This window comes from Meiothermus sp., assembly GCF_026004115.1.
Classification (GTDB): domain Bacteria; phylum Deinococcota; class Deinococci; order Deinococcales; family Thermaceae; genus Meiothermus.
Window position 1 is genome coordinate 704,022 of the sequence record NZ_BPIM01000001.1, and the last position, 22,115, is coordinate 726,136.

Annotated in this window: 25 protein-coding genes and 2 pseudogenes; 13 read left to right on the plus strand and 14 right to left on the minus strand. The window is 63.2% G+C overall.

Annotated elements, in window-relative coordinates; all coding sequences use genetic code 11:
* Nucleotides 1–17: 17 nt before the first annotated feature.
* A complete protein-coding gene (locus Q0X23_RS03205; RefSeq protein WP_297858955.1) occupies nt 18–602 on the plus strand; it encodes a hypothetical protein in 585 nt (194 codons plus the stop codon).
* Nucleotides 603–646: 44 nt separating this feature from the next.
* On the opposite strand, the gene Q0X23_RS03210 is transcribed toward Q0X23_RS03205, so the two are convergent.
* The 6 genes from Q0X23_RS03210 to Q0X23_RS03235 all read right to left on the minus strand — a co-directional run bounded on the left by Q0X23_RS03210 (nt 647) and on the right by Q0X23_RS03235 (nt 6,193).
* Nucleotides 647–2,026, minus strand: a complete 1,380-nt coding sequence (locus tag Q0X23_RS03210; RefSeq protein ID WP_297858956.1) for a hypothetical protein — start codon at nt 2,024–2,026, stop codon at nt 647–649.
* 55 nt (nt 2,027–2,081) lie between these two features.
* Nucleotides 2,082–2,270, minus strand: coding sequence for a hypothetical protein (locus tag Q0X23_RS03215; RefSeq protein WP_297858957.1), 189 nt, complete (start codon nt 2,268–2,270; stop codon nt 2,082–2,084).
* A 63-nt stretch (nt 2,271–2,333) separates the two neighbouring features.
* The gene (locus Q0X23_RS03220) at nt 2,334–2,579 is read right to left on the minus strand and encodes a hypothetical protein (protein WP_297858958.1); all 246 of its coding nucleotides are present in this window, start codon (nt 2,577–2,579) and stop codon (nt 2,334–2,336) included.
* 163 nt (nt 2,580–2,742) lie between these two features.
* Nucleotides 2,743–3,960, minus strand: coding sequence for a VWA domain-containing protein (locus tag Q0X23_RS03225; RefSeq protein WP_297858959.1), 1,218 nt, complete (start codon nt 3,958–3,960; stop codon nt 2,743–2,745).
* Nucleotides 3,961–4,019: 59 nt separating this feature from the next.
* Nucleotides 4,020–5,441, minus strand: a complete 1,422-nt coding sequence (locus Q0X23_RS03230; RefSeq protein WP_297858960.1) for a sigma 54-interacting transcriptional regulator — start codon at nt 5,439–5,441, stop codon at nt 4,020–4,022.
* Nucleotides 5,442–5,617: 176 nt separating this feature from the next.
* Nucleotides 5,618–6,193: a lactate utilization protein gene (locus Q0X23_RS03235; RefSeq protein ID WP_297858961.1), complete on the minus strand. Its 576-nt coding sequence runs from the start codon at nt 6,191–6,193 to the stop codon at nt 5,618–5,620.
* Between the two features lie 138 nt (nt 6,194–6,331).
* Here Q0X23_RS03235 and aroQ point away from each other — a divergent pair, with 138 nt between their 5' ends.
* Nucleotides 6,332–6,772, plus strand: a complete 441-nt coding sequence (aroQ, locus tag Q0X23_RS03240) for a type II 3-dehydroquinate dehydratase (protein WP_297858962.1) — start codon at nt 6,332–6,334, stop codon at nt 6,770–6,772.
* Entirely contained in the window at nt 6,769–7,032 is a 264-nt protein-coding gene (locus tag Q0X23_RS03245; RefSeq protein WP_297858963.1) for a hypothetical protein, read from the plus strand. Before aroQ ends, Q0X23_RS03245 begins: the two co-directional genes overlap by 4 nt.
* Here the strand turns inward: Q0X23_RS03245 and Q0X23_RS03250 are convergent.
* Both Q0X23_RS03250 and Q0X23_RS03255 read right to left on the minus strand, forming a co-directional pair.
* Nucleotides 7,004–7,600 (minus strand): biotin transporter BioY, encoded by a 597-nt coding sequence (locus tag Q0X23_RS03250; protein WP_297858964.1) that lies wholly within the window; start codon nt 7,598–7,600, stop codon nt 7,004–7,006. The two genes, Q0X23_RS03245 and Q0X23_RS03250, sit on opposite strands and share 29 nt — an antisense overlap.
* 11 nt (nt 7,601–7,611) lie before the next feature.
* Nucleotides 7,612–8,529, minus strand: a complete 918-nt coding sequence (locus Q0X23_RS03255) for a biotin--[acetyl-CoA-carboxylase] ligase (RefSeq protein WP_297858965.1) — start codon at nt 8,527–8,529, stop codon at nt 7,612–7,614.
* 148 nt (nt 8,530–8,677) lie between these two features.
* On the opposite strand from Q0X23_RS03255, the gene Q0X23_RS03260 reads away from it, so the two are divergent.
* On the plus strand, nt 8,678–10,441 hold the full coding sequence (locus Q0X23_RS03260) for a WD40 repeat domain-containing protein (protein ID WP_297858966.1): 1,764 nt from the start codon (nt 8,678–8,680) through the stop codon (nt 10,439–10,441).
* Here Q0X23_RS03260 and Q0X23_RS03265 read toward each other — a convergent pair.
* The 3 genes from Q0X23_RS03265 to Q0X23_RS03275 are packed head-to-tail and all read right to left on the minus strand — an operon-like array spanning nt 10,438 to nt 12,107.
* Nucleotides 10,438–10,737: a hypothetical protein gene (locus Q0X23_RS03265; RefSeq protein ID WP_297858967.1), complete on the minus strand. Its 300-nt coding sequence runs from the start codon at nt 10,735–10,737 to the stop codon at nt 10,438–10,440. The two genes, Q0X23_RS03260 and Q0X23_RS03265, sit on opposite strands and share 4 nt — an antisense overlap.
* A complete protein-coding gene (locus tag Q0X23_RS03270; protein ID WP_297858968.1) occupies nt 10,734–11,519 on the minus strand; it encodes a cobalamin-binding protein in 786 nt (261 codons plus the stop codon). The genes Q0X23_RS03265 and Q0X23_RS03270 overlap by 4 nt, the downstream gene beginning before the upstream one ends.
* Before the next feature lie 24 nt (nt 11,520–11,543).
* Complete coding sequence (locus Q0X23_RS03275; protein ID WP_297858969.1) at nt 11,544–12,107, minus strand: cob(I)yrinic acid a,c-diamide adenosyltransferase; 564 nt, start codon at nt 12,105–12,107, stop codon at nt 11,544–11,546.
* A gap of 94 nt (nt 12,108–12,201) precedes the next feature.
* Here Q0X23_RS03275 and Q0X23_RS03280 point away from each other — a divergent pair, with 94 nt between their 5' ends.
* From Q0X23_RS03280 to Q0X23_RS03300, 5 genes and pseudogenes are all read left to right on the plus strand, one after another.
* Nucleotides 12,202–12,492, plus strand: coding sequence for a nucleotidyltransferase family protein (locus tag Q0X23_RS03280; RefSeq protein WP_297858970.1), 291 nt, complete (start codon nt 12,202–12,204; stop codon nt 12,490–12,492).
* A gap of 7 nt (nt 12,493–12,499) precedes the next feature.
* Nucleotides 12,500–12,865, plus strand: coding sequence for a DUF86 domain-containing protein (locus Q0X23_RS03285; RefSeq protein ID WP_297858971.1), 366 nt, complete (start codon nt 12,500–12,502; stop codon nt 12,863–12,865).
* A gap of 19 nt (nt 12,866–12,884) precedes the next feature.
* Nucleotides 12,885–13,304 carry a serine hydrolase gene (locus Q0X23_RS03290; protein ID WP_297858972.1) on the plus strand — a complete coding sequence of 140 codons (420 nt, stop codon included), beginning with the start codon at nt 12,885–12,887 and terminating at the stop codon, nt 13,302–13,304.
* Nucleotides 13,305–13,518: 214 nt separating this feature from the next.
* Nucleotides 13,519–14,283, plus strand: a pseudogene (locus Q0X23_RS03295) (serine hydrolase domain-containing protein); the annotation flags it as partial.
* Between the two features lie 102 nt (nt 14,284–14,385).
* Nucleotides 14,386–15,381: a M23 family metallopeptidase gene (locus Q0X23_RS03300; RefSeq protein WP_297858973.1), complete on the plus strand. Its 996-nt coding sequence runs from the start codon at nt 14,386–14,388 to the stop codon at nt 15,379–15,381.
* 69 nt (nt 15,382–15,450) lie between these two features.
* On the opposite strand, the gene Q0X23_RS03305 is transcribed toward Q0X23_RS03300, so the two are convergent.
* Nucleotides 15,451–15,996: a 5-formyltetrahydrofolate cyclo-ligase gene (locus Q0X23_RS03305; RefSeq protein WP_297858974.1), complete on the minus strand. Its 546-nt coding sequence runs from the start codon at nt 15,994–15,996 to the stop codon at nt 15,451–15,453.
* 150 nt (nt 15,997–16,146) lie between these two features.
* Here Q0X23_RS03305 and Q0X23_RS03310 point away from each other — a divergent pair, with 150 nt between their 5' ends.
* From Q0X23_RS03310 to Q0X23_RS03325, 4 genes and pseudogenes are all read left to right on the plus strand, one after another.
* Entirely contained in the window at nt 16,147–16,398 is a 252-nt protein-coding gene (locus Q0X23_RS03310) for an FmdB family transcriptional regulator (RefSeq protein ID WP_297858975.1), read from the plus strand.
* Between the two features lie 122 nt (nt 16,399–16,520).
* Complete coding sequence (locus Q0X23_RS03315) at nt 16,521–17,483, plus strand: prohibitin family protein (RefSeq protein WP_297858976.1); 963 nt, start codon at nt 16,521–16,523, stop codon at nt 17,481–17,483.
* A 51-nt stretch (nt 17,484–17,534) separates the two neighbouring features.
* Nucleotides 17,535–18,113, plus strand: coding sequence for a glycerol-3-phosphate acyltransferase (locus tag Q0X23_RS03320; protein ID WP_297858977.1), 579 nt, complete (start codon nt 17,535–17,537; stop codon nt 18,111–18,113).
* Between the two features lie 124 nt (nt 18,114–18,237).
* A pseudogene (locus Q0X23_RS03325) lies at nt 18,238–18,968 on the plus strand (transposase).
* Nucleotides 18,969–19,258: 290 nt separating this feature from the next.
* Here Q0X23_RS03325 and Q0X23_RS03330 read toward each other — a convergent pair.
* Together Q0X23_RS03330 and Q0X23_RS03335 are read right to left on the minus strand one after the other, a co-directional pair.
* Nucleotides 19,259–20,632, minus strand: coding sequence for an FAD-binding oxidoreductase (locus Q0X23_RS03330; protein WP_297858978.1), 1,374 nt, complete (start codon nt 20,630–20,632; stop codon nt 19,259–19,261).
* Between the two features lie 196 nt (nt 20,633–20,828).
* Entirely contained in the window at nt 20,829–22,055 is a 1,227-nt protein-coding gene (locus Q0X23_RS03335; protein WP_297858979.1) for an amidohydrolase family protein, read from the minus strand.
* Nucleotides 22,056–22,115: the final 60 nt, after the last annotated feature.

Here is a 22,115-nt window from a genome sequence, read left to right on the forward strand (position 1 = left end):
CGGTCAGGAGGAATCCTATGAAACGTTTAGCGCTACTCGGCAGCGTGCTGGCCCTAGCTTTTGCGGGTTGCGGGCTGATCAGCAGCCCCCCCATCGATAACCCCTTCCAGCTAGGAGGTAAGAGCATCACCTTTAACCTGGTTTCGGCGTCCGCTACCGGTTCGGCCAATGTAACCGCTACCTTCGAAGACCTCACCAACCTCAACCTTCCCGCCAACCCAAGCGGCTTCACTTATAACCTGGCCATCCAGAGCGTGAGCTTTGGTGCGGGCTGCCCTGCGACCATTCCCTCGCCCATCAACGTCACCCTGAACGCTACCCTGACCGTCTCAGATGGTAGCGGAGCTACTGCCCGCAGCAGCACTGCTTCTGCAAGCAACGTACAATTCACCCTTACCAACAGCGGCAGTCAAATTACGGTGGGCAATCTAACGGGTGGTACCCTCAACCTCAACGTCGGCCAAATTCTACCCATCATCCAAAACGGTGGAACGAACACCGCTGTGCTCGCAGCCCAGATCACCACCGTGAGCACCCCCGACCTGGCGGGCTGCGCCATGACCATCACCTGGGGCGGTGGACAGGGCACACTCAAGTTTTAGCGTTTCTCATCAACAAAACAGCCCACTCCTGGCGGAGTGGGTTTTTATCGCTGGGGTAGCTCGAAATAGCGACGCACAATGTCGCGCACCTCGGGGGGCAAAGGTTCGGACTCGAGGTAGTTTTCGGCCTGGCGCTGCACGTTTTGCGGGGGCTGGCCCGACTGCCAGGGGCTGGGCAGGGGCTGGGGTCTTCCCTGCCGGTTTTCACCCCGGCTGAGGGGCGCTTCGCCCGCCGGACGCTGCGGGTTGGCTGGAGGGCTCAGGGGGGGCCGAATCTGCTGACCCTGGGCCCCAGTACCGCCCTGTTCACTGCCCCCGGGCCGGCCCTGGCCCTGGGCGTTCGGCGCTGGATTATCGCGGGAAGCCTGGCCCTGCCCGGGTTGCGGCTGCGCCTGCCCAGGTTGCTGAGGCTGCGCCTGCCCAGGTTGAGATGGCTGCGCCTGCCCAGGTTGAGATGGCTGCGCCTGCCCAGGTTGCGGGGAGGGCTGCCCGGACGGGTTGGGCTCGCTTCCCTGAACACCAGGTGCAGCTTGTCCCTGCGGGGCTTGTTCGGAGGGCGAACGGCCTGTTTGAGACGGCTGTGCTTGTCCAGGTTGAGAGGGCTGTGCTTGTCCAGGTTGCGATGGCTGCGCTTGTCCAGGTTGGGATGCGGGTGGATTTTGACCAGGCTGGCCGGTCTGCGGTTGCCCGGTCGGGTCGGATTGGGGCTGCCCCGTGGGTGTGTTTTGCGGTTGTGTGGAGCCCTGACCGTTTGGGCTGGATGCAGGCTGTTCACGGCTTTGAGGGCTCCCGCTGGGGCGGGCTGCATCTTGGGTGTCTTCCTGGCTCGAGGCCGCGCCCGTGCGATCCTGCGCCTCCTGGCTGCCTGAGCTTTCAGGCCTTTCCGCAGGCCTGGCTGCTTCCGGGCCTTGCTGCTGGCTTTGCGACGAACCTTCGGGCGACTGGGGTTGTCCGGTTTGTGGGCTGGTATTGGGTTGGGCCGGGCTGGTCGTGGGGGGCGAACTGGGGGAGGCCGGGCTGGAAGGGGTAGGAGCCCCTGCCGGCGACGGTCCAAAGGGCAGTTGTAATGGGGGCAAGACCCACACCACACCCACCAGGGCCAGGTAGAGGGCCGCAAAAACCCAGGGCAAAGCCGGGGGTCGCGCCTCGCGCAAGCTGGCTTCCGCTTCGGTTTGGAGTTGGCCCCGCCAGGGGTGGTTGACGGGCGCCTCGAGCACACTGCGGTAGGCCAGGCCATAACGCCGGTCGAGTTCGGCTAGGGCTCTTGGCTCTTCCCAGCGCGTGGGATAGAGCAATCCTACCAGCGAAAACAAAACCCAGGCCGGATGCACCAACCAGGCCAGCGGAAGCAACAAAACAGCCAGCCCTACAGCCAACAAGAGCCGCATCCGCCAGGCCCGCCTTGCCGCCCACACCCGGTGCATGGCCTCAGGGTAGCGGATGGAACCTGGCGTCGGTAGGGTTCAGTGCACGTTGCAGCTAACGCTGTACCAGCAGCGAGGTGTTGGTGTTGCTAAACAGTTTCAGGTAAATATGCTGGGCAACCGAATCGTAGAAGTAAGCGGGCTGGGTAGCGGCGTCGAGCCCGGCCAGGCTCGAGAGTGAAGTAAGCGCGGTTTTGCCGCGGTTGGTGCCAGACTGCAAGGTTTCCAGCGCACAGCGGTGCACCGCTTAAGGTTACGTTGCACAACACGCAAAAACCGGGCTTTTGTCCCAAGCGCCCGGCTACACCTAAAGCTGCTCCAGAACTTCCTCGGCCTGTTGAAAGTAGCCATCTTTGGGAATCAGCACATAGCCCTTGGCGCTCTGCGCAGGGTAATAGGGCATATCGAGGCGCAACTCCCGCGTTGCGCCCTCGAAGCGGCGGATTTGTGCCGGGTTGAAGGCGGGCCGGGGCCGAAACTGTACGGCCTGCGAGATGCGTTCAATAAGGAGAGCTAAATAAGCAGCAATTCCCCAGGTTCGGGCCGATTTCACAAAGGGTAGTGTAGCCAGAAACAGCAAAGGAAGGATGAGTCAAGTGCGCTCTTCACCTATTTTGAGCCATCCGACTTTAAGAAAGCTTTGTCCTGTACAAACCAGCGGTCGCCTGGATGGGCGGCTATGTCTGTGAAAGGCGCGATATGACAGCCTCGAGATTTCAGTTCCGGCTTACCTTGCGGTTCAAAAAGTCCATCAGCACATATCGCCCAATGTTCCCCGGCGTGGTCATGTAGGCCTTGCCTTTGGTAATTTGCGTCAGCTTTTTAACAAAAGCCAGCAACTCGGGCTCGCGGGCCAGCATGAAGGTGTGGATGGGAATACCTTCCTTGCGGGCCAGGGTGGCCTCCTTAAGGGTCTCGGCCAGAATGACCGGGTCGAGACCCCAGGCGTTCTTGTAAATCTGGCCCGAGGGCAGGGTGAGCGCGGAGGGCTTGCCGTCGGTAATCATGATGATCTGTTTCATCTCGCCGCTCATTTTTTTGAGCATCTTGCGGGCCAGCTTAAGCCCTTCTGCGGTATTGGTGTGGTAAGGCCCGACCTGCACGGTGGGCAGCCGGCCCAGCGGTACCTCCTCGGCGCTGTCGTGGAACACACCAAAGCGCACCTGGTCGCCCGGGTACTGGGTGCGAATCAGGTGGGCCAGGCCCAAGGCCACGCGCTTGGCAGGGGTGAAGCGGTCTTCACCATACAAAATCATGGAGTGGGAACAGTCCAGCAGCACCACCGTGTTCATGGCAGCGGTGTACTCGGCCAGCTCGATGGTCAGGTCGCGCTCTTCGATGTTTTCCAGCCCCTTCATGATCACCTTTTTGAGGGTCTCGCCGATGTTGATGTTGGGCTGGTCACCAAACTCGTAGGGCTTGGTCTCGCCGCTCGACTCTACCCCCGAGGCATAGTGCCTTGTAACGTGGGCGCCGGGGGCATTTTTGCCCAGCGAACCCAGCAGGGTACGCAGGCTTTTGAGGCCCAGAAAGTCTACCGATTTGTTGGTGAGCTCGAGGCGGGTGTCCTGGGCCTCGCCCTGAAAGCCCTGTCCTGACTCCGTGGGGTCGTTGCCGGGAAGTCGGATAAAGCCTTCGTCTTGCAGGCGCTGCATCAGGCGCTGCAACTCCCGACCTAGTCGGGTTTCCTGAAAGTTCTGGGCATTGCGGGCCTCTTGCAGCCACTCCTCGGGAACGCGGTCTTGCTCCAGCAGGGCTTGCAGCAGAGCGTCCATCAGGTCTTCGGCGGTGGGGCCTCGGTTGGGGTCGGGCTGGTAGCGGTTGTAGGGGTCGGAAAAGCCCGAGTCCATCAGGAAGTCCTGAATCATGTCCATTAGGTCGGCGCCGCTGAGGTCGTCGAAGCCGGGCTCGTATTTGGAGTATCGGACAGGCATATTTCCTCGCTGATGGCTTTTTGGCTCTGCTATGAGCTACTGGCTATGTCCCAGGTACGTCAATTTCCACTCCCCCACCGCTCGCGCTCACGCTCGATAGGGGCGCTGTAGCTCTCCTCTCCCCGGGCAATCTTGCGGCGACCTGCCAGGCCCTCCAGGATAAACTCCCCGGCGGCCACCAGGGCTTCAGGGGTGTTCTGGGGTTCCAATTTTTTTGCAGCAGCCAGCAGGCCCGGCACTTTTTCCATTTCCTTCAGCACTGCTTTAGAGCTGCCCTCGGGCAGGGTCAGGAGGTTGCCGTCGGCAAAGTACTGCACGATTTCGTCTACCTGCAGGCCCCGGGCCCGTTCGCCATAGGCCAGGCCAAACGCCTTAAGCAAGAGGTCGCGCGCTACCCGCTCGGCCCCCTGGAGTTCGCCTTCGTATTCCAGCTCGATCTTGCCGGTGATGGCCGGCAGGGCCGCATAGAGGTCGAGGGGACGGGCCACCGGATGCTCGCCCAGGAGCAACGCCCGGCGTTCGGCGTTGGAGGCTACGAGTTCCAGCAGGCTAATCGAGAGGCGCTGCGAAACCCCCGAGGTCTTGTCTACGCGTTTGTCTTCCCGGGCCACAAAGGCCACCGCCTCCGAGGCCTCGGCCACATAGGGCGGTACGTACATGCCCTCTTCACGGGCAATCCAGGCTTCTTGGCGGGTGATGGAGAGGCCCTCCTCGAGGGTGCGGGGGTAGTGGGTGCGAATTTCCGAGCCGATGCGGTCTTTGAGGGGGGTGACAATCTTGCCCCGGGCGGTGTAGTCCTGGGGGTTGGCAGTGAAGGCAATCCAGACATCTAGCTCGAGGCGCACCGGGTAGCCCCGGATCTGCACGTCACCTTCTTGCAGGATGTTGAAGAGGGCCACCTGCACCTTGGGGGCCAGGTCGGCCACCTCGTTGATGCCGAAGATGCCCCGGTTGGCTCTGGGCAACAGGCCGTAATGGACGGCCTCGAGGTCGCCCAGACCAGTGCCCCGCTTGGCGGCCTTGATGGGGTCGATATCGCCCAGGATGTCGGCCACGGTGGTGTCGGGGGTGGCCAGCTTTTCCACGTAGCGCTCGGAGCGGGGAATCCAGACGATGGGCGCCTCGTCGCCGGCTTCTTCCAGCAGGCGCTTGGCCTCGGCCGAGAGCGGGAACAGGGGGTTATCGCGGATCTCGGTGGGCAGGGCCGGCACTTCGTCGTCCAGGAGTTCGGTAAGCTGGCGCAAAATGCGGCTTTTGGCCTGACCGCGCAGGCCCAGCAAAATGAAGTTGTGCCGCGCCAGAATGGCGTTGACCAGGCTGGGAATTACCGAGTCGTCGTAGCTCTGGATACCAGGGAACAGCCTCTCCCCTGCCCGAAGCTTTCCAATCAGGTTTTCCCGCGCCTCGTCCTTGACGCTGCGGCGGAGCTTTTCCAGGGGGTAGGTGCGCTTGAGTTCGCCGAGGGTTCGGGCCTTGGTCATTGCTCAAGTGTAGTGCGGTATGGCCCAAGATTGTGTAAATCAGATTGGGATTGAGCAGGTCGCAGGTTCCAGGTCACATATCGCAGGTCGCAAGCTCAATGCAGGTCAAGGGTCTAGCGCCCAGGAGCGCTGTATTAGCCTGTGGCTTGTGGAGGCTATCGCCTCCATGTTGGTTTTCATCTGCCAGATATTACAGCCACCACCAGCCGCCCCGGCCCGTGTACCCCCTTCACCATTATCTGGCCAATGTCGGCGGACTTACTGGGGCCGGAGTGCAGCCCAATAGCCGATGGCAGCGAGGGCTTCAGGGCATTCAGGGCTTCAACAAGGGTGGGGTAAATGCGGGCTTCGGGCACAAAGACCAGGTGGACGGGGGGCAAAAGCTGGTTGCGGCGGCCTTCCTGGCTGCTCAGGACGACCGTACCGGTCTCGGCCACTGCCCCCAGCGCCCAGGAAATGCCCAGCGGAGCCTCCTCGGGGGGCAAAACTGGGAGTTTAGGATGAAGCACTGGAGGGACGGTCTGGCCTACTGCTACCCCGGCAAAGGTCTGAGCAAAGTGGCCCAGCCATTCCGCTGCGGCCTCCAGGTTCTCCAGCCGTACCATCTCGCCCCCATTCCCGCTCAGGCGCTCAGTAAAGAGGGTCAGGGGTTCTGCAGGAGGCAGGCTGCCCGCTGGCAGCGGCTCAGGTAGCAGGGTCTTGGGACGGTGCTCGAGGGCGCGGTGAATGCGGCCCAAAATTCGCTCGCGCATACAACAAGTATAACGGCCAGACCTTGCGCTCCCATTTTCTGATCACGGTTCTGGCTTCGACCTGCAACAGTCAAGCTCGGGGTATACGTTTGTCCCGCAATTGCCCATTGCAATCCGGCCCCCTTAGCATAGAAACAAATGATCCTGATTCTCAACGGCCCCAACCTGAACCTGCTGGGCAGGCGTGAACCCGAGATATACGGCCATACGACCCTCGAGGAGCTAGAAGAGCTGTGCGAGGCCTGGGGCGCCGAGCTGGGCCTGGGGGTGGCCTGCCGCCAGTCCAACTTCGAGGGGCAATTGGTGGAGTGGATTCAGCAAGCCGCGGACGAGAGCTTCAAGGCCATCGTTCTGAACCCTGGGGCCCTCACCCATTACTCCCTGGCCCTGCTCGATGCCATCCGGGGGCAGCGACTGCCGGTGGTCGAGGTACACCTTTCCAACATCCATGCCCGCGAGGAGTACCGTAGCCGCTCGGTGACGGCAGCTGGGGCCAAAGGCTTGGTTTCAGGCTTTGGCCCCATGTCTTACAGAATGGCGCTGGTTTACTTGGCAGACCTGTTAGAGGCCCAGCCGTGAAGGTACACTGGCAGGAAGTGGCCATGGTAGCGGCCATCGCCTGGATTTTTGGAATCGTTTGGCAAATTCAGCATAGTGGCTTCTGGCCGTCCTTGCTGGCAGGGTTGCCACTGGGGCTGTTGGCGGGGGTGGCTTACTGGCTCCTGATGCCCTGGGTGATTCGCTGGGCAGCCAGGGGTCTCCCAAAAGAAAACCTCCCTCCCATCGGGAGGGAGGACGAAAATCCAGATCCTAGCGACGAACCAAGCGCCAGGCCATAGGCAGCAGGGTTGCGGCGATGGCGGCCTTGACCAGGTCGCCCAACAGAAACTTGGTCATCCCGGCGTAGAGCAGCGCCGAAAGGCCCGAAAAACGCCCCGCGCTGCCCAGGGCAAAACCCAGCCAGGTCACGCCGATGGCGTAGATAATCAGGCTGCCCAGCAGCATCGCGGAAAAGGTCTTGAGCGGGCTGCGGTCGGTGCCGTAGCGCTCGACCAGCCAACCGACCACAAAAGCCGCCAAGGGGTAGGAGATCAGGTAGCCCGCCGTGAACAGTTTGCCGGGATCGAACCAGGTGGTTCCACCTGCAAAAACCGGGAGCACCAGGCCCTGTGCCAGATAGGTCAGCATCGCCCAAAAACCCAAACGGCTGCCCAGGGCCGCACCCACCAACAGCACCCCCAGGGTCTGCAGCGTGATGGGTACGGGCTGGGTTGGAATGGCTACCTGGGCGGCCAGAGCCATGATCAGGCTGCCCCCCAGCACCAGCAGCACGTCGCGGGTGAGGCTGCGGGCCGGGAAAAGGGACTTGGAAAGCGGTAGGTATGGCAAACTCTGGGTCGGATTCATCTCAAGCTCCTTTACAAAACCCCCACCAACTGTACATCGCCTGCACCGATGCGGTGCGTCTGACCTGAGCGTTCCACCAGCAGCGAGCCATCCGGGGCGATGTCGGTAGCAAGACCCCGGATTTCGCCCTGTGGGGTCTGAACCCTGATCTGGTGTCCCAGGGTGTGGCTCTTGGCCCGGTAGTCGCGTAAAAGCCCTTGAGCGTCGGCCTCGAGCCGGGCGTAGCAGAACTCTAACCGCTCCAGCAAACGGGCCAGCACCAAAACCCTGGAGACTGCCCCAAACTCCTCGAGGGCCGCAGCCTCGGGTGGAAACCCTGCCGCACGGTGCACATTGAGGCCAATGCCCAAAAGCACATAGGCCGCCTCTTCCCCGCTCACCTGGGCTTCCAACAGCACCCCCGCCAGCTTGCGCCCATCGGGGGCCAGGAGGTCGTTGGGCCATTTGAGCCCGCCCACCCCGCAAGCCTCGCACAGGGCCAGACCCGCCGCCAGGGGCAAAAGCGGCAGGCTGGAAAGGGGTAGCCGGGGGCGCAGCAGCACCGAGAAGGTCAGGCTGTGGCCAGGTTCGCTGGCCCAGGCCCGCCCCCGCCGCCCTCGGCCTTTCTCCTGGCGTTCCGCCAGCACCACCGAGCCTTCCTCGGCCCCGTCCAGGGCCCAGTTTTTGAGCACATCCTGGGTACTGCTGACCGTCCCCAGGTAGGCGTAAAAGGCCCCGAAGCTACCCCTTCGCCGGGCTTCCAGGGCGGCTGGGGTGGGGGTGCCGGGGGCCAACCGATACCCCAGGCCTCGCCGGGTCTCGACGGGGTATCCAGCCTGCCGGAGCACGGCCATTTGCTTCCACACCGCTGCACGGCTGACACCAAGCCGCCGGGCCAGGCTTTCACCGCTCTGGTGCTGGTCGGTGAGATAGGCTAGCAGTGGGGGCACGTCAACTAAAATACCTTTCACGGGTTGACAAGCGCAAGTGGCGATTACCCCCGAAGACGTTCCCGACCAACCCTCCGTCCTTCGGAGGACTCGAGGCCACCCTCCTTCGTACACCCTGTTCTAACAGGCCTGTGAATAAGCTATAGGGGTGTGGAAATGGCTTGCTTGGATGGTGGTGGGCCTGACCTGTGCGCTGGCCCAGCAGCCCGTGCAGCTCCTGGCCGGGCATCGGGCCCCGGTGGGCGCTGTGGCTATAGGCCCGGGTGGCATTCTGGCGGTGGGGGCCGACGCCTATGTTCAGCTTTACCGGCCCGATGGGCGTTTGGTGCGCACCTTGAGCGGGCATGCCGACACCGTGCATACATTAGATGTGGCCCCGGATGGAACCCTGTTGAGCGGTGCTGCCGACACCACCCTGCGGCTCTGGGATCCACTCAGCGGAGCGGCCAGGGGGGTGCTGCAAGGGCACCGCGATCAGGTCTGGTCGGCCCGCTTCAGCCCGGACGGCGGGCGCATTGTGAGCGGCAGCGCCGACGGGGAACTGTGGCTGTGGACCAGGCAAGGACAGGCGCAGCAACTGAGCCTGGGGCGCAACTGGATCTATGGGGTAGGGTTCTCGCCCGATGGCACGCTGCTGGCAGCAGGCGGGCTGGACGGGGCGCTTTTGTGGAATCCCCGCGATGGCAGCCGCCTTCCTCTCCTGGGGCGACTCTCGGTGCGGGCCCTGGCCTGGGGGCCGGATGGCCGCCTGGCTACCGCGGACCGCGATGGGCGAATTCAGCTCTGGGACGCCAGGGGTAGCTTTGTTCGGCAGTTTAGGGCCCACCGCCTTGCGGTTAGCGCCCTGGTCTGGAGTGGCAACGGGCAGCTCATTAGCGGCGGTCAGGACGGGCAGATTATCTTCTGGCGGGGCGAGCAGCCCCTACGAAGCCTTCAGACCGCCTCGGCGCTGAGCCTGGCGGTGTCCGGGAACCAGCTCTTGAGCGGGCACGACGATGGGCGAGCCCGGCTATGGAACCTGCAAGGGACACTGCTCCAGACCCAGGAGCCCCCCGCGGCCTCGGTAGCTGTGCTGACCTTCAGCCCGGATGGCAACCTCCTGGCCAGCGGAGGCTGGGAGGGCGAGGTCTGGCTGTGGAACCAAAGGGGCCAGCCCGTGCGAAGGCTCACCGGGGCCGAGCTAGAGATTACCGCGCTGACCTTTACACCGGACGGACAGTATCTGGCGGCGGGCAGCCGCGACGGCCAGACCCGCATTTACCAGGTGGGCAGCGGGCGGCTGGTGCAGACCTTGGGGGCCCACGGGAACGGGGTGGGGGCCCTGGCTTTTGCCCCCAACGGGCGGGCCCTGGCCAGCGGGGGCCGCGACCGGCTGCTCTTTGTTTGGGACTGGCAAGCGGGAAAGAAGGTGCTCGAGTTTCGCGCCCATGAGTCGCACCTCACGGGCCTGGCCTGGAGCCGGGATGGCCGAACGCTTTATAGCAGCAGCAGCGACGAGAGCCTGGCCTGGTGGGCGCTTAGTCCCGAAGGGGCACGGCTCGAGCGCCGGATTATGGCCCACCCCAGGGGCCTGTATGGCCTGGCCCTGAGCCCCGACGGACGCACCCTGGCCACCGCCAGCCAAGACCAAACCCTGAAGCTCTGGAATGCCCGCTCGGGTGCCCTGCTACGAACCCTGCAAGGCCACACCGAAGCCGTCCAGGCCCTGGCCTTCTCGCCCGATGGCAAGCGGCTCGCGAGCGTAGGCTGGGATAAAACCTTGCGGCTTTGGAGTGTGCAGGGCCAGCTACTGGAGACCATCCCCGGCTTCGTCCGCCCCCTCTACGCCGTGGCCTGGAGCAGAGACGGGCGCCTGGCTGCGGGCAGCGGGACACTGCGACAAGCCGGAACGGTCGCTTTGTTCAGGCGTTAATTCACCTCTTGCCAGAGCCGCCCATACGCCCGCACCTCCCCCTGAGGAAAGGCCTGCTGTAAAAGCCCCTGCAAAAACCGGCCAGCGCTGGGGAATAGACCTGAGCAACCCTGGCGCACATAGACGAACACATACCCGGGGGGGCGCATAGACTGGCTAAACACCAGCATCCCCCCGTATTCGGGAAAGGCCTCGTAAAAGGTCGCCAAAAGGCCCTCGAGCAAAGCCCGGGCCTCGGGCAAAGGGGCTTCGCCCCTGGGCCGCACCCAGAAGGTAACCACTTTCAGGGGGGTCATGGCCTTGCTCCGTGCTGCCAGACCGGCACGTTTCGTAAGAGTTCGGCCAGCCTTTTCACGCCCTCGGCCAGGCGCGGCCCCGGCCGGCCCAGGTAGGCTTCCTCGAGGGCATAGACCTGCCGATTCTTGAGAGCGGGAATGTCCAGCTTCCGACCCAGCACCACCTCCAGGCGCAGTTTTTTGGCGCCGCACCACGAGACCGTAATCAGGTCGGGCTGGGCTTCCTCCACCTCGGCGGGGGTGAGGGGCTTGGAGCGCACCGGCAGGTGGGCAAAGGCGTTTTCTGCACCCAGCACTGCCAGCATCTGCGTGACCCAGCTATCCCGTCCGGCAGCAATCATGGGCCGGGGCCACCACTCCACCATCACCCTGGGGGGCCGCACCCAGTGCGGCAGGGTGCCACGGGCCTGGGCCATCTGCTGCTGCATGGCCCGCGCCACAAAGCGGCCCTGCTGCTCCAACCCCAGCCACCGGGCCACCCGCTCGATATCGGCGTACACGTCCTGCAAGGTCTGGGGGTCAAGCACCAGGTGAGGTATTTTTCGCTTTTCAAGACCCTCCACCACCCGCTCCATCCCCGGCACGCTCAGGCTGGCCAGCACCAGGTCGGGCCGCAGGGCTTCGACCTTGTCCAGGTCTATTTGCAAGTCGGGCCCGACCCGGGGCAGGCGGGCCACTTCGGGGGGAAAATCGGAGTTGCTATCCACCCCCACCAGCCAGTTCAAGCGGCCCAGGGCCCAGATAATCTCGGTATTGGAGCAGGTCAGGCTTACGAGGCGCATAGCGTCATATCTGAAGGCTACCGTCTATCTGCGCTTTTTGACCAGCCACTTCTCTTCAGAGAAGCCTTCGCGCTTATTGACCACTCGAGCCAGCGTAAAGAGCAGGTCGGAGAGCCGGTTGAGGTAGCGCAGGGCCTGTGGGTTGACCTCCTCGGTGCGCATCAGCTCGACCACCCGGCGCTCGGCCCTGCGGGCGATGGTGCGGGCCAGGTGCAAAGCCGCTGAGGCCGGGTGGCCGCCGGGGTGGATGAAACCGGTAAAGCGGGGGGCTTCTTCCTGGTAGCGGTCAATCAGGGCCTCGAGCTTCTCCACATCCGCGGCGTCCATGCGGGCCAGGTTGCGCTCGTAAGGGCCACCCTTGCGGGTAGCGAGGTCGGCCCCCAGGTCGAAAAGGGCGTTCTGGAGGTACTCGAGGTCGGCCTGGACATCGGCATGGGCGGCGGGCAGGGCCGCGCGGGCCAGCCCAATGGCGCTGTTGGCCTCGTCCACAGTGCCGTAGGCCTCTACCCGGGGGTGATCCTTGCCCACCCGGTCGGCCCCGTAGAGGCCGGTCTCGCCCGCGTCGCCGGTTTTGGTGTAAATTTTCATGCACTTATTTAACCCCAATTCGACGGGGCTCGAGTGGGTCTGGACTGACATACCCGCCTCGATGGTCGCCAGGGCCAGGCTGTACTATGGTCTCATGCGCAGGGGAAGCGTGCTGGCCATTCTGGAAGAGCGCCTGCCAGGCCTGACCGAACGTTATCAGATCAAAAGCCTGTATTTGTTTGGCTCCACCGCCCGCGACGAAGCCAATGCCAGAAGCGACGTGGATTTTCTGGTGCGCCTGGAGCTTCCCACCTTCGAACACTACATCGGCCTTAAACACGAGCTAGAAGACCTGCTGGGCTGCAAGGTAGATCTGGTCAGCACCAAAAAGGTGCCCGCCGAGCTGCGCCCGCACATCGAGGCCGATGCGCTGCAACTGGTATAGGGTACTTATGCGCAACCCCGATCTCCCCAACCCCCACCTGCTCTTTCAGGTGCACCTGGGGCAGATGCAACAAGCCGCCCAGCGCATCCTGGACTACACCGCCGGTATGGAGTTTGCCGAGTTTGCTGCCGATGGGCGCACCCAGGACGCCGTGCGATACAACCTGCAGCAGATCGGCGTAATTGCCGCCACCCTGCGCAAAAGCGAGCGAGAGGCGCTGGCCGAGCTCGACTGGCGCAGCATCCTGGACCTGCCCGACCTGGTGGGCCGTCTGCACTTTGGCATCCAGGACGAGATTCTCTGGGACCTGATCCAGCGCACCCTCCCCTACTGGCTGGTCATACTGGAGGAAAACCTACAGGAGACCACCTGACAAAATCGGTAGAAAGCAGATGACACGCGCTCCCCAATGGCTCTTTGGCCTGACCCTTCTGGCGGGTTGGAGCCTGGCCCAGACCCTCTGCATACCCCCTGCGCCGACCTACCCCTCCGGTCGCCCCATCACCGGCTACAGCGCGGCAAGCCTCGAGCCCTATGACCGGGTGATGCAAAGACTCCTGGAGCGCTACCAGATTCCCGGTGCAGCCCTGGCCGTGGCCAAGGATGGGCGGCTGGTGCTTTCGCGGGGCTACGGGTTGGCCGATGTGCGAACCAAAGAACCGGTGCAACCCGACGCGCTTTTTCGGCTGGCCAGCCTCAGCAAGCCCATCACGGCCGTCGCGGTGCTCCACCTGGGTGAGAGCCTGGTCTCCCAGGGGGGTCTACCCCGACCTGAACAGCTTTTTGCACGAAAAAGCCTTCGATCTGGTTAAGATGCCCCCCTTTGGCGGCCAGATAGCCGACCCCCGCCTGAAAAACATCACCCTGCGCGACCTCTCTGCAGCACTCCGGCGGGCTGGCATCGGGGCTGGGCCGGCGACCCCATGTTCCGCCCCACCCTGACCGATATCGCCCGGGCCATGCAGCGGCCCGAGCGCCTGAGCAGCCAGGAGTTAATCGCCTTCATGCTGAGCCGCACGCCTCCAGTTTGCCCCCGGCAGCCGCTCGGCCTATTCCAACCTGGGCTATGCCGTACTGGGGCAGGTTATCGAGAAGCTCAGCGGCCAGTCATACGAAGCCTATGTGCAATCCATGCTGCAACCGCTGGGCATTTACAGCGTGCGCGCGGGCAAAACCCGTCTGCAAGACCGCCTCAAAGGCGAGGTGCGCTACTACGATTTTCCGGGTGCTCCGCTGGTCAAGTCGGTGGTGGACGGTAGCCTGGTCAACCGGCCCTATGGCGAGTTCTACCTCGAGGCCCACACCGCCAACGGCGGCCTGGTGGCCTCGGCCCCCGACCTGGTGCGCCTGGTGGTGGCCCTGGAAGGCTGGCGTGGGCCGCCTCTTCTCTCCCACGAAGCTCTGCACGAGATGCTGCGCCGCCCCAAGCTGCCCCCGTACGAAAAGACCCCACGCTATTACGCCCTGGGCTGGGGGGTGCGGGTTCCCCAGCCCCAGGCCCAGGCCCTGCCACCCGGCAAAACCTCCGGCCAGGGCAGCAGCGACCCCCGCAACCCACCGGCCAAAATGTCCCCGGTACTCTCCCTGCCCCCCGAGCAGCTCGAGTGGAGCCACGACGGAGCTTTCGCCGGAAGCCGTACCCTGCTGCTGCGCCTACCGGAGGGGGTGGTCCTGGCAGCCCTCTTCAACAGCCGCCCCTGGAACGACTGGAGCTTTATCGCGGAGTTGCGGCGGGGCCTGGAGAACGCCACCAAGGCCGTGCGGCACTGGCCCGAGTACGACTGCTTTTGAGGATTGCCGATAGCCCCTAACCAAAAATAGCCCAAACGGCTCCGCATTCGACCCTCGGCTGTTCCTGACCCCAAACCACCGCTTAGCCGCTAGACTGACCTTATGCGTGGCTGGCTTTTTGCCCTCCTTACCCTGTATTCCCTGGCGTGGGCCCAGACCACCCATACCGTCAGGCCCGGCGAGACCCTCTACCGCATTGCCAAGCAGTACGACACAACCGTGGAAGCTCTACAGGTGCTCAACAACCTCAGCGACCCCACCCAGCTTCGGGTGGGGCAGGTTTTGCGCATCAGCGGGCAGCCCAGTGTTAGCGTCTACCGGCTGACCCAGACCCCGGCTCCCATCGAGGCCCTCGAGTGGCCCCGCCAGACCGTTCAGGGCCATCTGGCCGTGGTCCGGATTATTGCCCCGGAGCCGGTACAGGGCGAGGTGCGCTTCCTGAACAGCACCTATCCCATTCAGCAAAACCGTGTTTTGCTCCCGGTTCCGGCCCTGCAAGCCCCTGGGGTCTACCCGGCCCTGCTGCGGGTGGGCAGCCAGGAGGTTCCGCTCGAGGTTCAGGTCGTGGCCGGAACCTTTGGACGCTTCATCCTGCAACTGCCCCCGGAGCGCCGGGCCCTGCTGGTACCCGAAAAACTCCGGACCGAGCGGCTGCAGGTGGTCGGCTCGTGTGACTTCAACCGCCCCCAGCAGTGGCGTAGCCCCTTCCGAAAACCCATCCAGACCAACCGCATTACCGATCCCTTCGGCACCCGACGAAGCTACGACCAGGGGCGCACCTACTCCTACCACGAGGGGCTCGACTATGGCGTACCCGAGGGCACCCCGGTCTACGCCCCGGCCCCCGGCGTGGTGGGCCTGGCCGAAAAGCTCTTCGTACGGGGGGGCGCAGTCACCCTCGACCACGGACTGGGGGTGTGCAGCGGCTTCTGGCATCTTTCGCGCATCGCCGTGCGGCCCGGCCAGACCATAAAGGCCGGCGACCTGATTGGCTACTCCGGCAATACCGGCCTTTCCAACGGCCCCCACCTGCACTTTGAAATCCGCGTGCGCGGCATCCCCACCAACCCCGCGCCCTGGTATCTGGCGGTTCCTTGAACGGGGCATCTTACGCACACAAGCGCATCTAACCTTCTGGCCTGCGACATTTTGCAACACTGCTCTGCATTACGGCGCTTCCAACGCAGCCCGCACCCCCTGCTCGGTGGCCAGAAACTGTACCGGCACATCCCAGGGGTCGTGGGGCAGTTCAGGCACCACCAGCGCTTCGGCTACCAGGCCAACGGTCAGGGTTCTGGGCGGTAGCTGGGCCAGAAAACGGTCGTAGAAGCCCTGCCCATACCCCAGCCGGTGGCCCCAGGGGTCGAAGGCCAGCCCCGGCACCAGCACCGCATCCAGAATCTCGGGATCTACTTTAGGGGTCTCGGCAGCAGGCTCCCAGAAACCATATTTGTGTTTGACCAGCTTGCAGGGCAGGGGGTGCACCTCGAGCTGATAGGTGCGGGCCCTGGGCAGGTAGTACGTAGCGGGGTAAAGCTTTTGCAGTTCGGCCGCGTCGAGTTCGGTGCCGAATGCGCTGTAGAGCAGGATATGCCGGGCCTGATGCGAGGCCAAAAAGCGGGCCAGGTGCCGCACAACCCGCGCGGATAACTGCGCTGTCGGCAACCCTTTGCGAACCTCCTTGGCCCAGCTTCGGTGTTCGGCCTTGTTCATGCCCACCAGTATTCCACGCGAGGGTGGTGCTAAAGAAAAGTTATGGCGGTTATAAAAAAACCCACGTTGACAGTCACAAGGGTTGTTTGTCAAAATGCCAGGGTGAGGGAGGTGACCCCTCAAGACAAAATTGTCCCACAGGAGTCAGCTATGCCCAGATACGTTTACCAGAACCTCGAGACCGGCGAACAGTACGAGTTCGAACAGCGCTTCCACGACCCCGCCTACACCCACCACCCCGAGACCGGCGCTCCCATCAAGCGCCTGATCTTTGCCCCGGCCGTGGTGTTCAAGGGCTCGGGTTGGTACGTCAAGGACTCCAAAGCCTCCTCCACTGCTTCCTCTTCAGCCAAGGAAACCTCGAGCTGCGCTACCGGCACCTGTTCGGCCGCAGCCGACTGAGCGGCATTTACCGCTTGATGTCTCTAGCCGCAAGCTCTGGCTTGCGGCTTTTATCTGCTTCTTTTGCAGGAGGCGCTCTATCCCGGATACTGGTAGCGTAAGCTGAAAGGGGTGAGGTGAACATGTTTTTACTCTTGGGCATCGTTGTGGCGGTCTTAGGCATCTTCTTGCTGGCTCAACCTGGAAGCCGGCGGGCTTTGGGGGTGCCGCTCTTGCTGGTCGGCCTAGCCATAGCAGCCATCTCGCAGAGCTTTGTGGTGGTTCCTGCAGGTAATGTGGGCGTGGTATTCAATGTGTTTGGCGGTGTACAGCCCACACCACTGGGGGAAGGTTTTCGCATTGTGATTCCGGGCATCCAAAGCGTGATTCTGTACGACGCCCGGTTGAAAGAAGTCACGCTCGCCAAGGGGCCCGCGCCATCCGGGGCCACTACCCCGGGGGAGGATGCCATCAATGCCCGCAGTAAAGAGGGTCTGGATATCGGGGTAGATGTAACGGTGCAGTACCGCATTAAGCGGGACGAAGCGCCGCTACTCCACCGCAATCTGGGACCCAATTACCTCGAGACCCTCATCACCCCCCAAATCCGGAGCAAGGTGCGCGACGCGGTGGGCTTGTTCAACGCTGCTGAGCTGATTAGCACACAGCGAACCCAGCTTGAGGCCGCCGTAACCAAGGAACTGCGCGAAGACCTGGGCGCCCAGCACATCGAACTGATTTCGGTACTCCTGCGCCGGATTGACATCCCACCCTCGGTCGCGAAAGTGATTGAGGAAAAGCAGACCGCCGAGCAACAGGTACAGGTCGAGGTCAACCGCCGCCAGCAGGCCGAGATTGCCGCCCAGCGGGCGGTCGTGCAGGCCAAGGGCGAACGCGATGCCGCCATTTTGCGGGCTGAAGGCGAGGCCCAGGCCATCCGGCTGCGCGGCGAAGCCCTGCGGCAAAGCCCCCAGGTCATACAGCTTACGGTGGCCGAAAAGCTGGCCCCCAATATCCAGACCATCATGGTGCCCACCACGGGCAACTTCCTGCTCGACTTGCGGAGCCTGCAAAGCCCCGCTCAGCCCGCCCAACCTGCACGCTAAAAGCGGAGCTGGCCAGCGCGATGGGCCGAGCCATTTGGTAGCCTGTGCGGTATGGAATGGGTGTATGCGGCCCTGGCGGGCTATCTGTTTGGCTCGTTGCCATTTGCTTACTGGTTTGGCGTCCTGCAAAACAAAAACCTCCTCGCCGAGGGCTCGGGCAACGTGGGGGGCACCAACGCCTGGCGGGTACTGGGCGCAGTACCCGGGCTAATGGTGATGAGCCTGGACGTGGCCAAGGGCCTTATGGCAGTTGCGCTGGGCGAATTTCTAGTGCGTGAACCGGGCGGCGGACTGCTGGCAGGTGCCCTGGCCGTGCTGGGGCACTGCTACTCGGTGTGGCTGCTGGGGCGCGGTGGCAAGGGCATTGCCCCGGCCCTGGGGGCCTTGTTTGCCATCAACCCCTGGCTTTTGGCGACGGCAAGCGGGGCCTTTGGGCTGGCCTACCTGATGACCCGCAACCCCTACCGGAGCGTGGTGCTGGCGGCGCTAACTTTTCCGCTCACCTCGAGCGCCATCGGGGGTAGCCTTAGCTATCTGTGGTTTGGCTTCGGCGTGGCGATTCCCATTCTGCTCAAGCATCTGGCCGAGTGGAACCGACCAACCGGGCAGTTACCCAGCAAACCCAAATAAGCTCAATCGAAATCGGGGGCACAGGGTGGTTCCAGGAATGATACCCGATCTGCATCCGCAAAAAACGCTACCTACCCATGCGGGCATCTCAGAAACTGTTGTAAAAGTCTACTATGCTTGAAGGGTGGCTTCTACACGTAGATTTTACCCCAGCGACTTGAGCGATAAGGAGTGGGCCATCCTGGAGCCCTTGATCCCTGCCCCTAAAACCGGCGGCCGACCCGCTAAGGTGCCCAGAAGGGAGATCGTCCATGCCATACGCTACGTCCTGGAAAACGGCATCAAATCGAAAGCGGGAGGGGCGGTACGCCTCTCCCAGCGCCCTGGTGATGGATAGCCAGTCGGTGAAGACGAGTGAAAAGGGGGGCCCCGGGGACACGACGGGGCGAAGAAGGTCAAGGGGAGAAAGCGGCAGATTCTGACGGTTACGGGGGGCCGATGGCTGAAGGTGTATGTGCACCCGGCCAACGAGCATGACAAGTGGGGTGGGCAGGCGTTGCTTTTGGGGATGGACCCCTCCATGTGGCCCCGGGTGCGCAAGCTCTTTGTGGACTGGGGGTACTGGGGCCTCAAGGGGCTGGCTTCCTCCCTGGGCTGGAGCTGGAGGGGGTGGCCCGTCCATATGCGGGGGTGCGGGGGGTCTGGGTGCGGGAGGGGGAGCCGCTTCCGGAGGTAGAGCGTGTGAAGGGGTTTAGGCCGTTGCCCAGGCGGTGGGTGGTGGAGCGGACCTTTGCCTGGATGGGGCGGAACCGACGGCTGGGAAAAGATTACGAGTACCATCCTGAGGTAACGGAAGCCTGGATGTATTTAGGCATGATACGCTTGCTGGTGAAGCGGCTGGCAAAGGCCGCATAAGCTGGAGGAGGGAACTTTTACAACAGTTTCTTACCTGGACGCCGCGGACCTCAGGGACGACCGAGTGGCTCTATGGCGCCACCTACGGCGGCGGCACCTTCGTGGCGGTGGGGAGTGGAGGCGCCATCCTCACCTCGCCCTGAACCCTCGGAGGCGGGCTTTGCGCGAAGAAAGTATTTCACGCAACACTCCCCCAGCCAGGAAGCATTTCGCAACATAGCGAATGCGCAGCAGAAACATATGGAGCAGGGAAAGTTTCGTACACGGGCCGCGCGGCTGCAAACCAAAATTCACCACAACCGGGCCTTCTCGGTAAGTGGCTGGCTGCTAATCTTGCCGGGATTGAGGAGATTATGCGGGTTGTACCGGGCCCGGGCGGCCAGCACCACCTCACCGCTCCAGCGCGGGTCGGCGTCGAGGAGGAAGGTGTGCGGATCGGCCACCTGGATGCCCAGTTCTTCGCGCCGGGCAATTGCGGCGTAGATCGGCTCTTTGTCCTGGTAGTAGATGAGGTCGAGCGCAGCCAGCACCAGCTCGCCGCTCTGGCGGATGTATTCGTGGTGAAAGGCCACCTTGTCCCCGTGAAAGGCCCGGAGTGCAGAGATTTGTTCGAGCGCCTTTTCCGGCTCCGGGCTAAAACGCGATTGCAGATAAGTCCAGCCGGGGTCGGTTTTCATCGCCCAGAGCGTGGTGTGGTTCCAACTAAAGTCCGAGAGACAGAACTTGCCCTTGTGATAAGCTGAAGCCGGGGCAGTATAGGTGAGCTTTCCCCCGTAAGGGGCGGCTCTCTCCGCTACGGCAGTGGTACGATCCTCGGCTAGCTCGAGCAGCACCGCCGCCTGTCCTTCTATGATCCCGCCTGCGTCCACCAGCGGCCTAAAAAAACTCGGGATGGGCCACTCGTTAAGCGAGATCAGGCGTTTGGCTTCGGATTCGTCGAGGGCGAGTTGGTGGGAAAACCTCAGCGCGTCGGCGTAGTCGGGGAAACAGATCACAGCTTCTTCCCAGGGTACCGCGGGCACCAGGCTGACCTCGAGCCCCACCATGATCCCGCTCGTCCCATAGGCGTGGATGAAACCGAAAACGTCGTGACCCTCGAGCGTATGGGTTTTGGCTTCCTCGGTCATCTCGAGAACCGCGATGCTCTTAAGAAAGCCGTCCCACAAAACCCCGTTGCGGATCGAGCCCACCCCGCCGAAGCCCCCGCCCACGAAACCCCCAATAGCCGCCGTAGCCCAGGTGCTGGGGTAGCAGCGAAGTTCCCAGCCGCGCTCGCGGGCGAAGCGCTCGATCTGGCCCATCCGTACCCCGGCCTCCACTCGGATCACCCCCGAAGCCCCGTCGAAGTCCAGGATGCGGTTCAGGCGGTGGGTCGAGACCACGATCCCGCCGTGAAGGGGCACGCACTGGCCGTAATTACCGGTTCCCGCCCCGCGCACCGTGACCGGGATGCCCTCACGGGCTGCGTGGCTCACCACTTTTTGCAGCTCCGCCACGCTCTGCGGGGCTACGATCAGGTCGGCTAGCTTGTCCTCGAGCTGGGCTTTCAAAACCGGCGAATAATAAAAGGCGTCCCTGGAGAACACCGCGACGCTCCTGGCGTCGGTGAAAACGCCCTTCTCCCCCACGATTTTCCGCATGACTTCAGCCAGATCCGTTGCCATCCCAACTCGCTCCTTTATCTCATCCCGGTATTCGGAACCCTCCGGCACAGCTCGGGGCAGGCTTCGTGAAGAACTCTCCCGCGGGGGGAGACCGCCGAATCATGTCTGTACGAAGACCGATCGCTATAACTGATCCATAGGTGGTTGACGCGCGTATGGGATATCCCGCTTCGCTCAACATGACAAACCCTCGACTCTAAAAGTGGAAGTGGACTTCACGCCGCTCCTCCGCCCGAATCTGACCGCCCAGGATCACGTAACGCTTGGCGACCTGGAACTGGAGCGCTTCACGCCAGCTTTTGGCCTCTAGCACCACCAGATTCGCCTGGCAACCGGGCTCGAGCCCGTAGCCCGGCAGACCCAAAGCCTCCGCCGACCAATCGGTGACCATATGTCTGACGGTCTCGAGTTCCTCCCCCCAGGCCAGTTGCCCAACGTGAGCCATCCATGAGGCCACGTCCAGCGGGTCGTTGCGCCCGAAGGGGTAGTAGGGGTTGTCCACATCGTCCTGGGCGGTGACGACCCGCACCCCGGCGGCGAGCAGCTCCTTGACCCGCGTATTTCCCCGTGGGATCGGCGGGCGGTTGACCCCGCAGGTCACGAGTTCGATGTGCCCGTTGCTGATGACGGTCGCCCCCGCCTGTCGGATGAGCCGGATGGTCTCCTCTGCGGTCGCGTCGTCCTGAAAGCTCAGCGAGCCGAGCTGGGTGAGCAGGAGCGGCCAGCTATGCTCGATCGCGAGCTTCGCCAGGTAGGCCCCGGTCGTCGAGTCGGGGTTCTCGGTGTCGTCGGCGACGGCGTGCAGCGGCAGTTTATATTTTCGGGCCAGCTCGAGACAGAACTCGGCGTGTGCCTTCTGGTCGGTCTCGCTGGGCTCGAGCCAGGGAACTGCCCCCACCGCGTCACAGCCCATCTGAACGGCCTGCTCGAGTAAAGCCATGTTTTCGGGATGATGGGCGAAGCCGTTCTGCGGGAAGGGCACGAGCTGAATCGTGAGAAAGGAAAACCGGGCTTGCAACCGCTTCAAACCCTCGAAGGCCCGCAAACCCGCCCCTTCGTCCACGTCAGCAAATAGGCGGATCGCGCACGTCCCGTTCTGGATCGCTAGTTTGATCAGTTCGAGGCCCCGCTCGTAGACGCTCTGCGGCGTGTAAGCCCGTTTTACGTAGGCGAGCGCCTGGAAACGGTGCAGGGCGCGGACTTCCGGTGGCTGGCGGTTGAGTTCCCAGGTCCAGAACGACTTGCAAGCGTGGAGGTGGGGGTTGACGAAAGCAGGCTGGGCATAGCGGCCCTCGAGGTCAATCTCCCGCCTAGCTCCTCCCGACAAACCCTCCCCCACCGCCGCGATCACGCCGTCGGATACGGCAATATCCGCCCTTCGACCATCTGGGAGGATCGCATTTCGCAAAATCAGTTCCAGCAAAGCTCACCCCACCTGATTCGTGTCATGTTGAGCAAAGAAAAGCATCCCTGCCGAGCACCG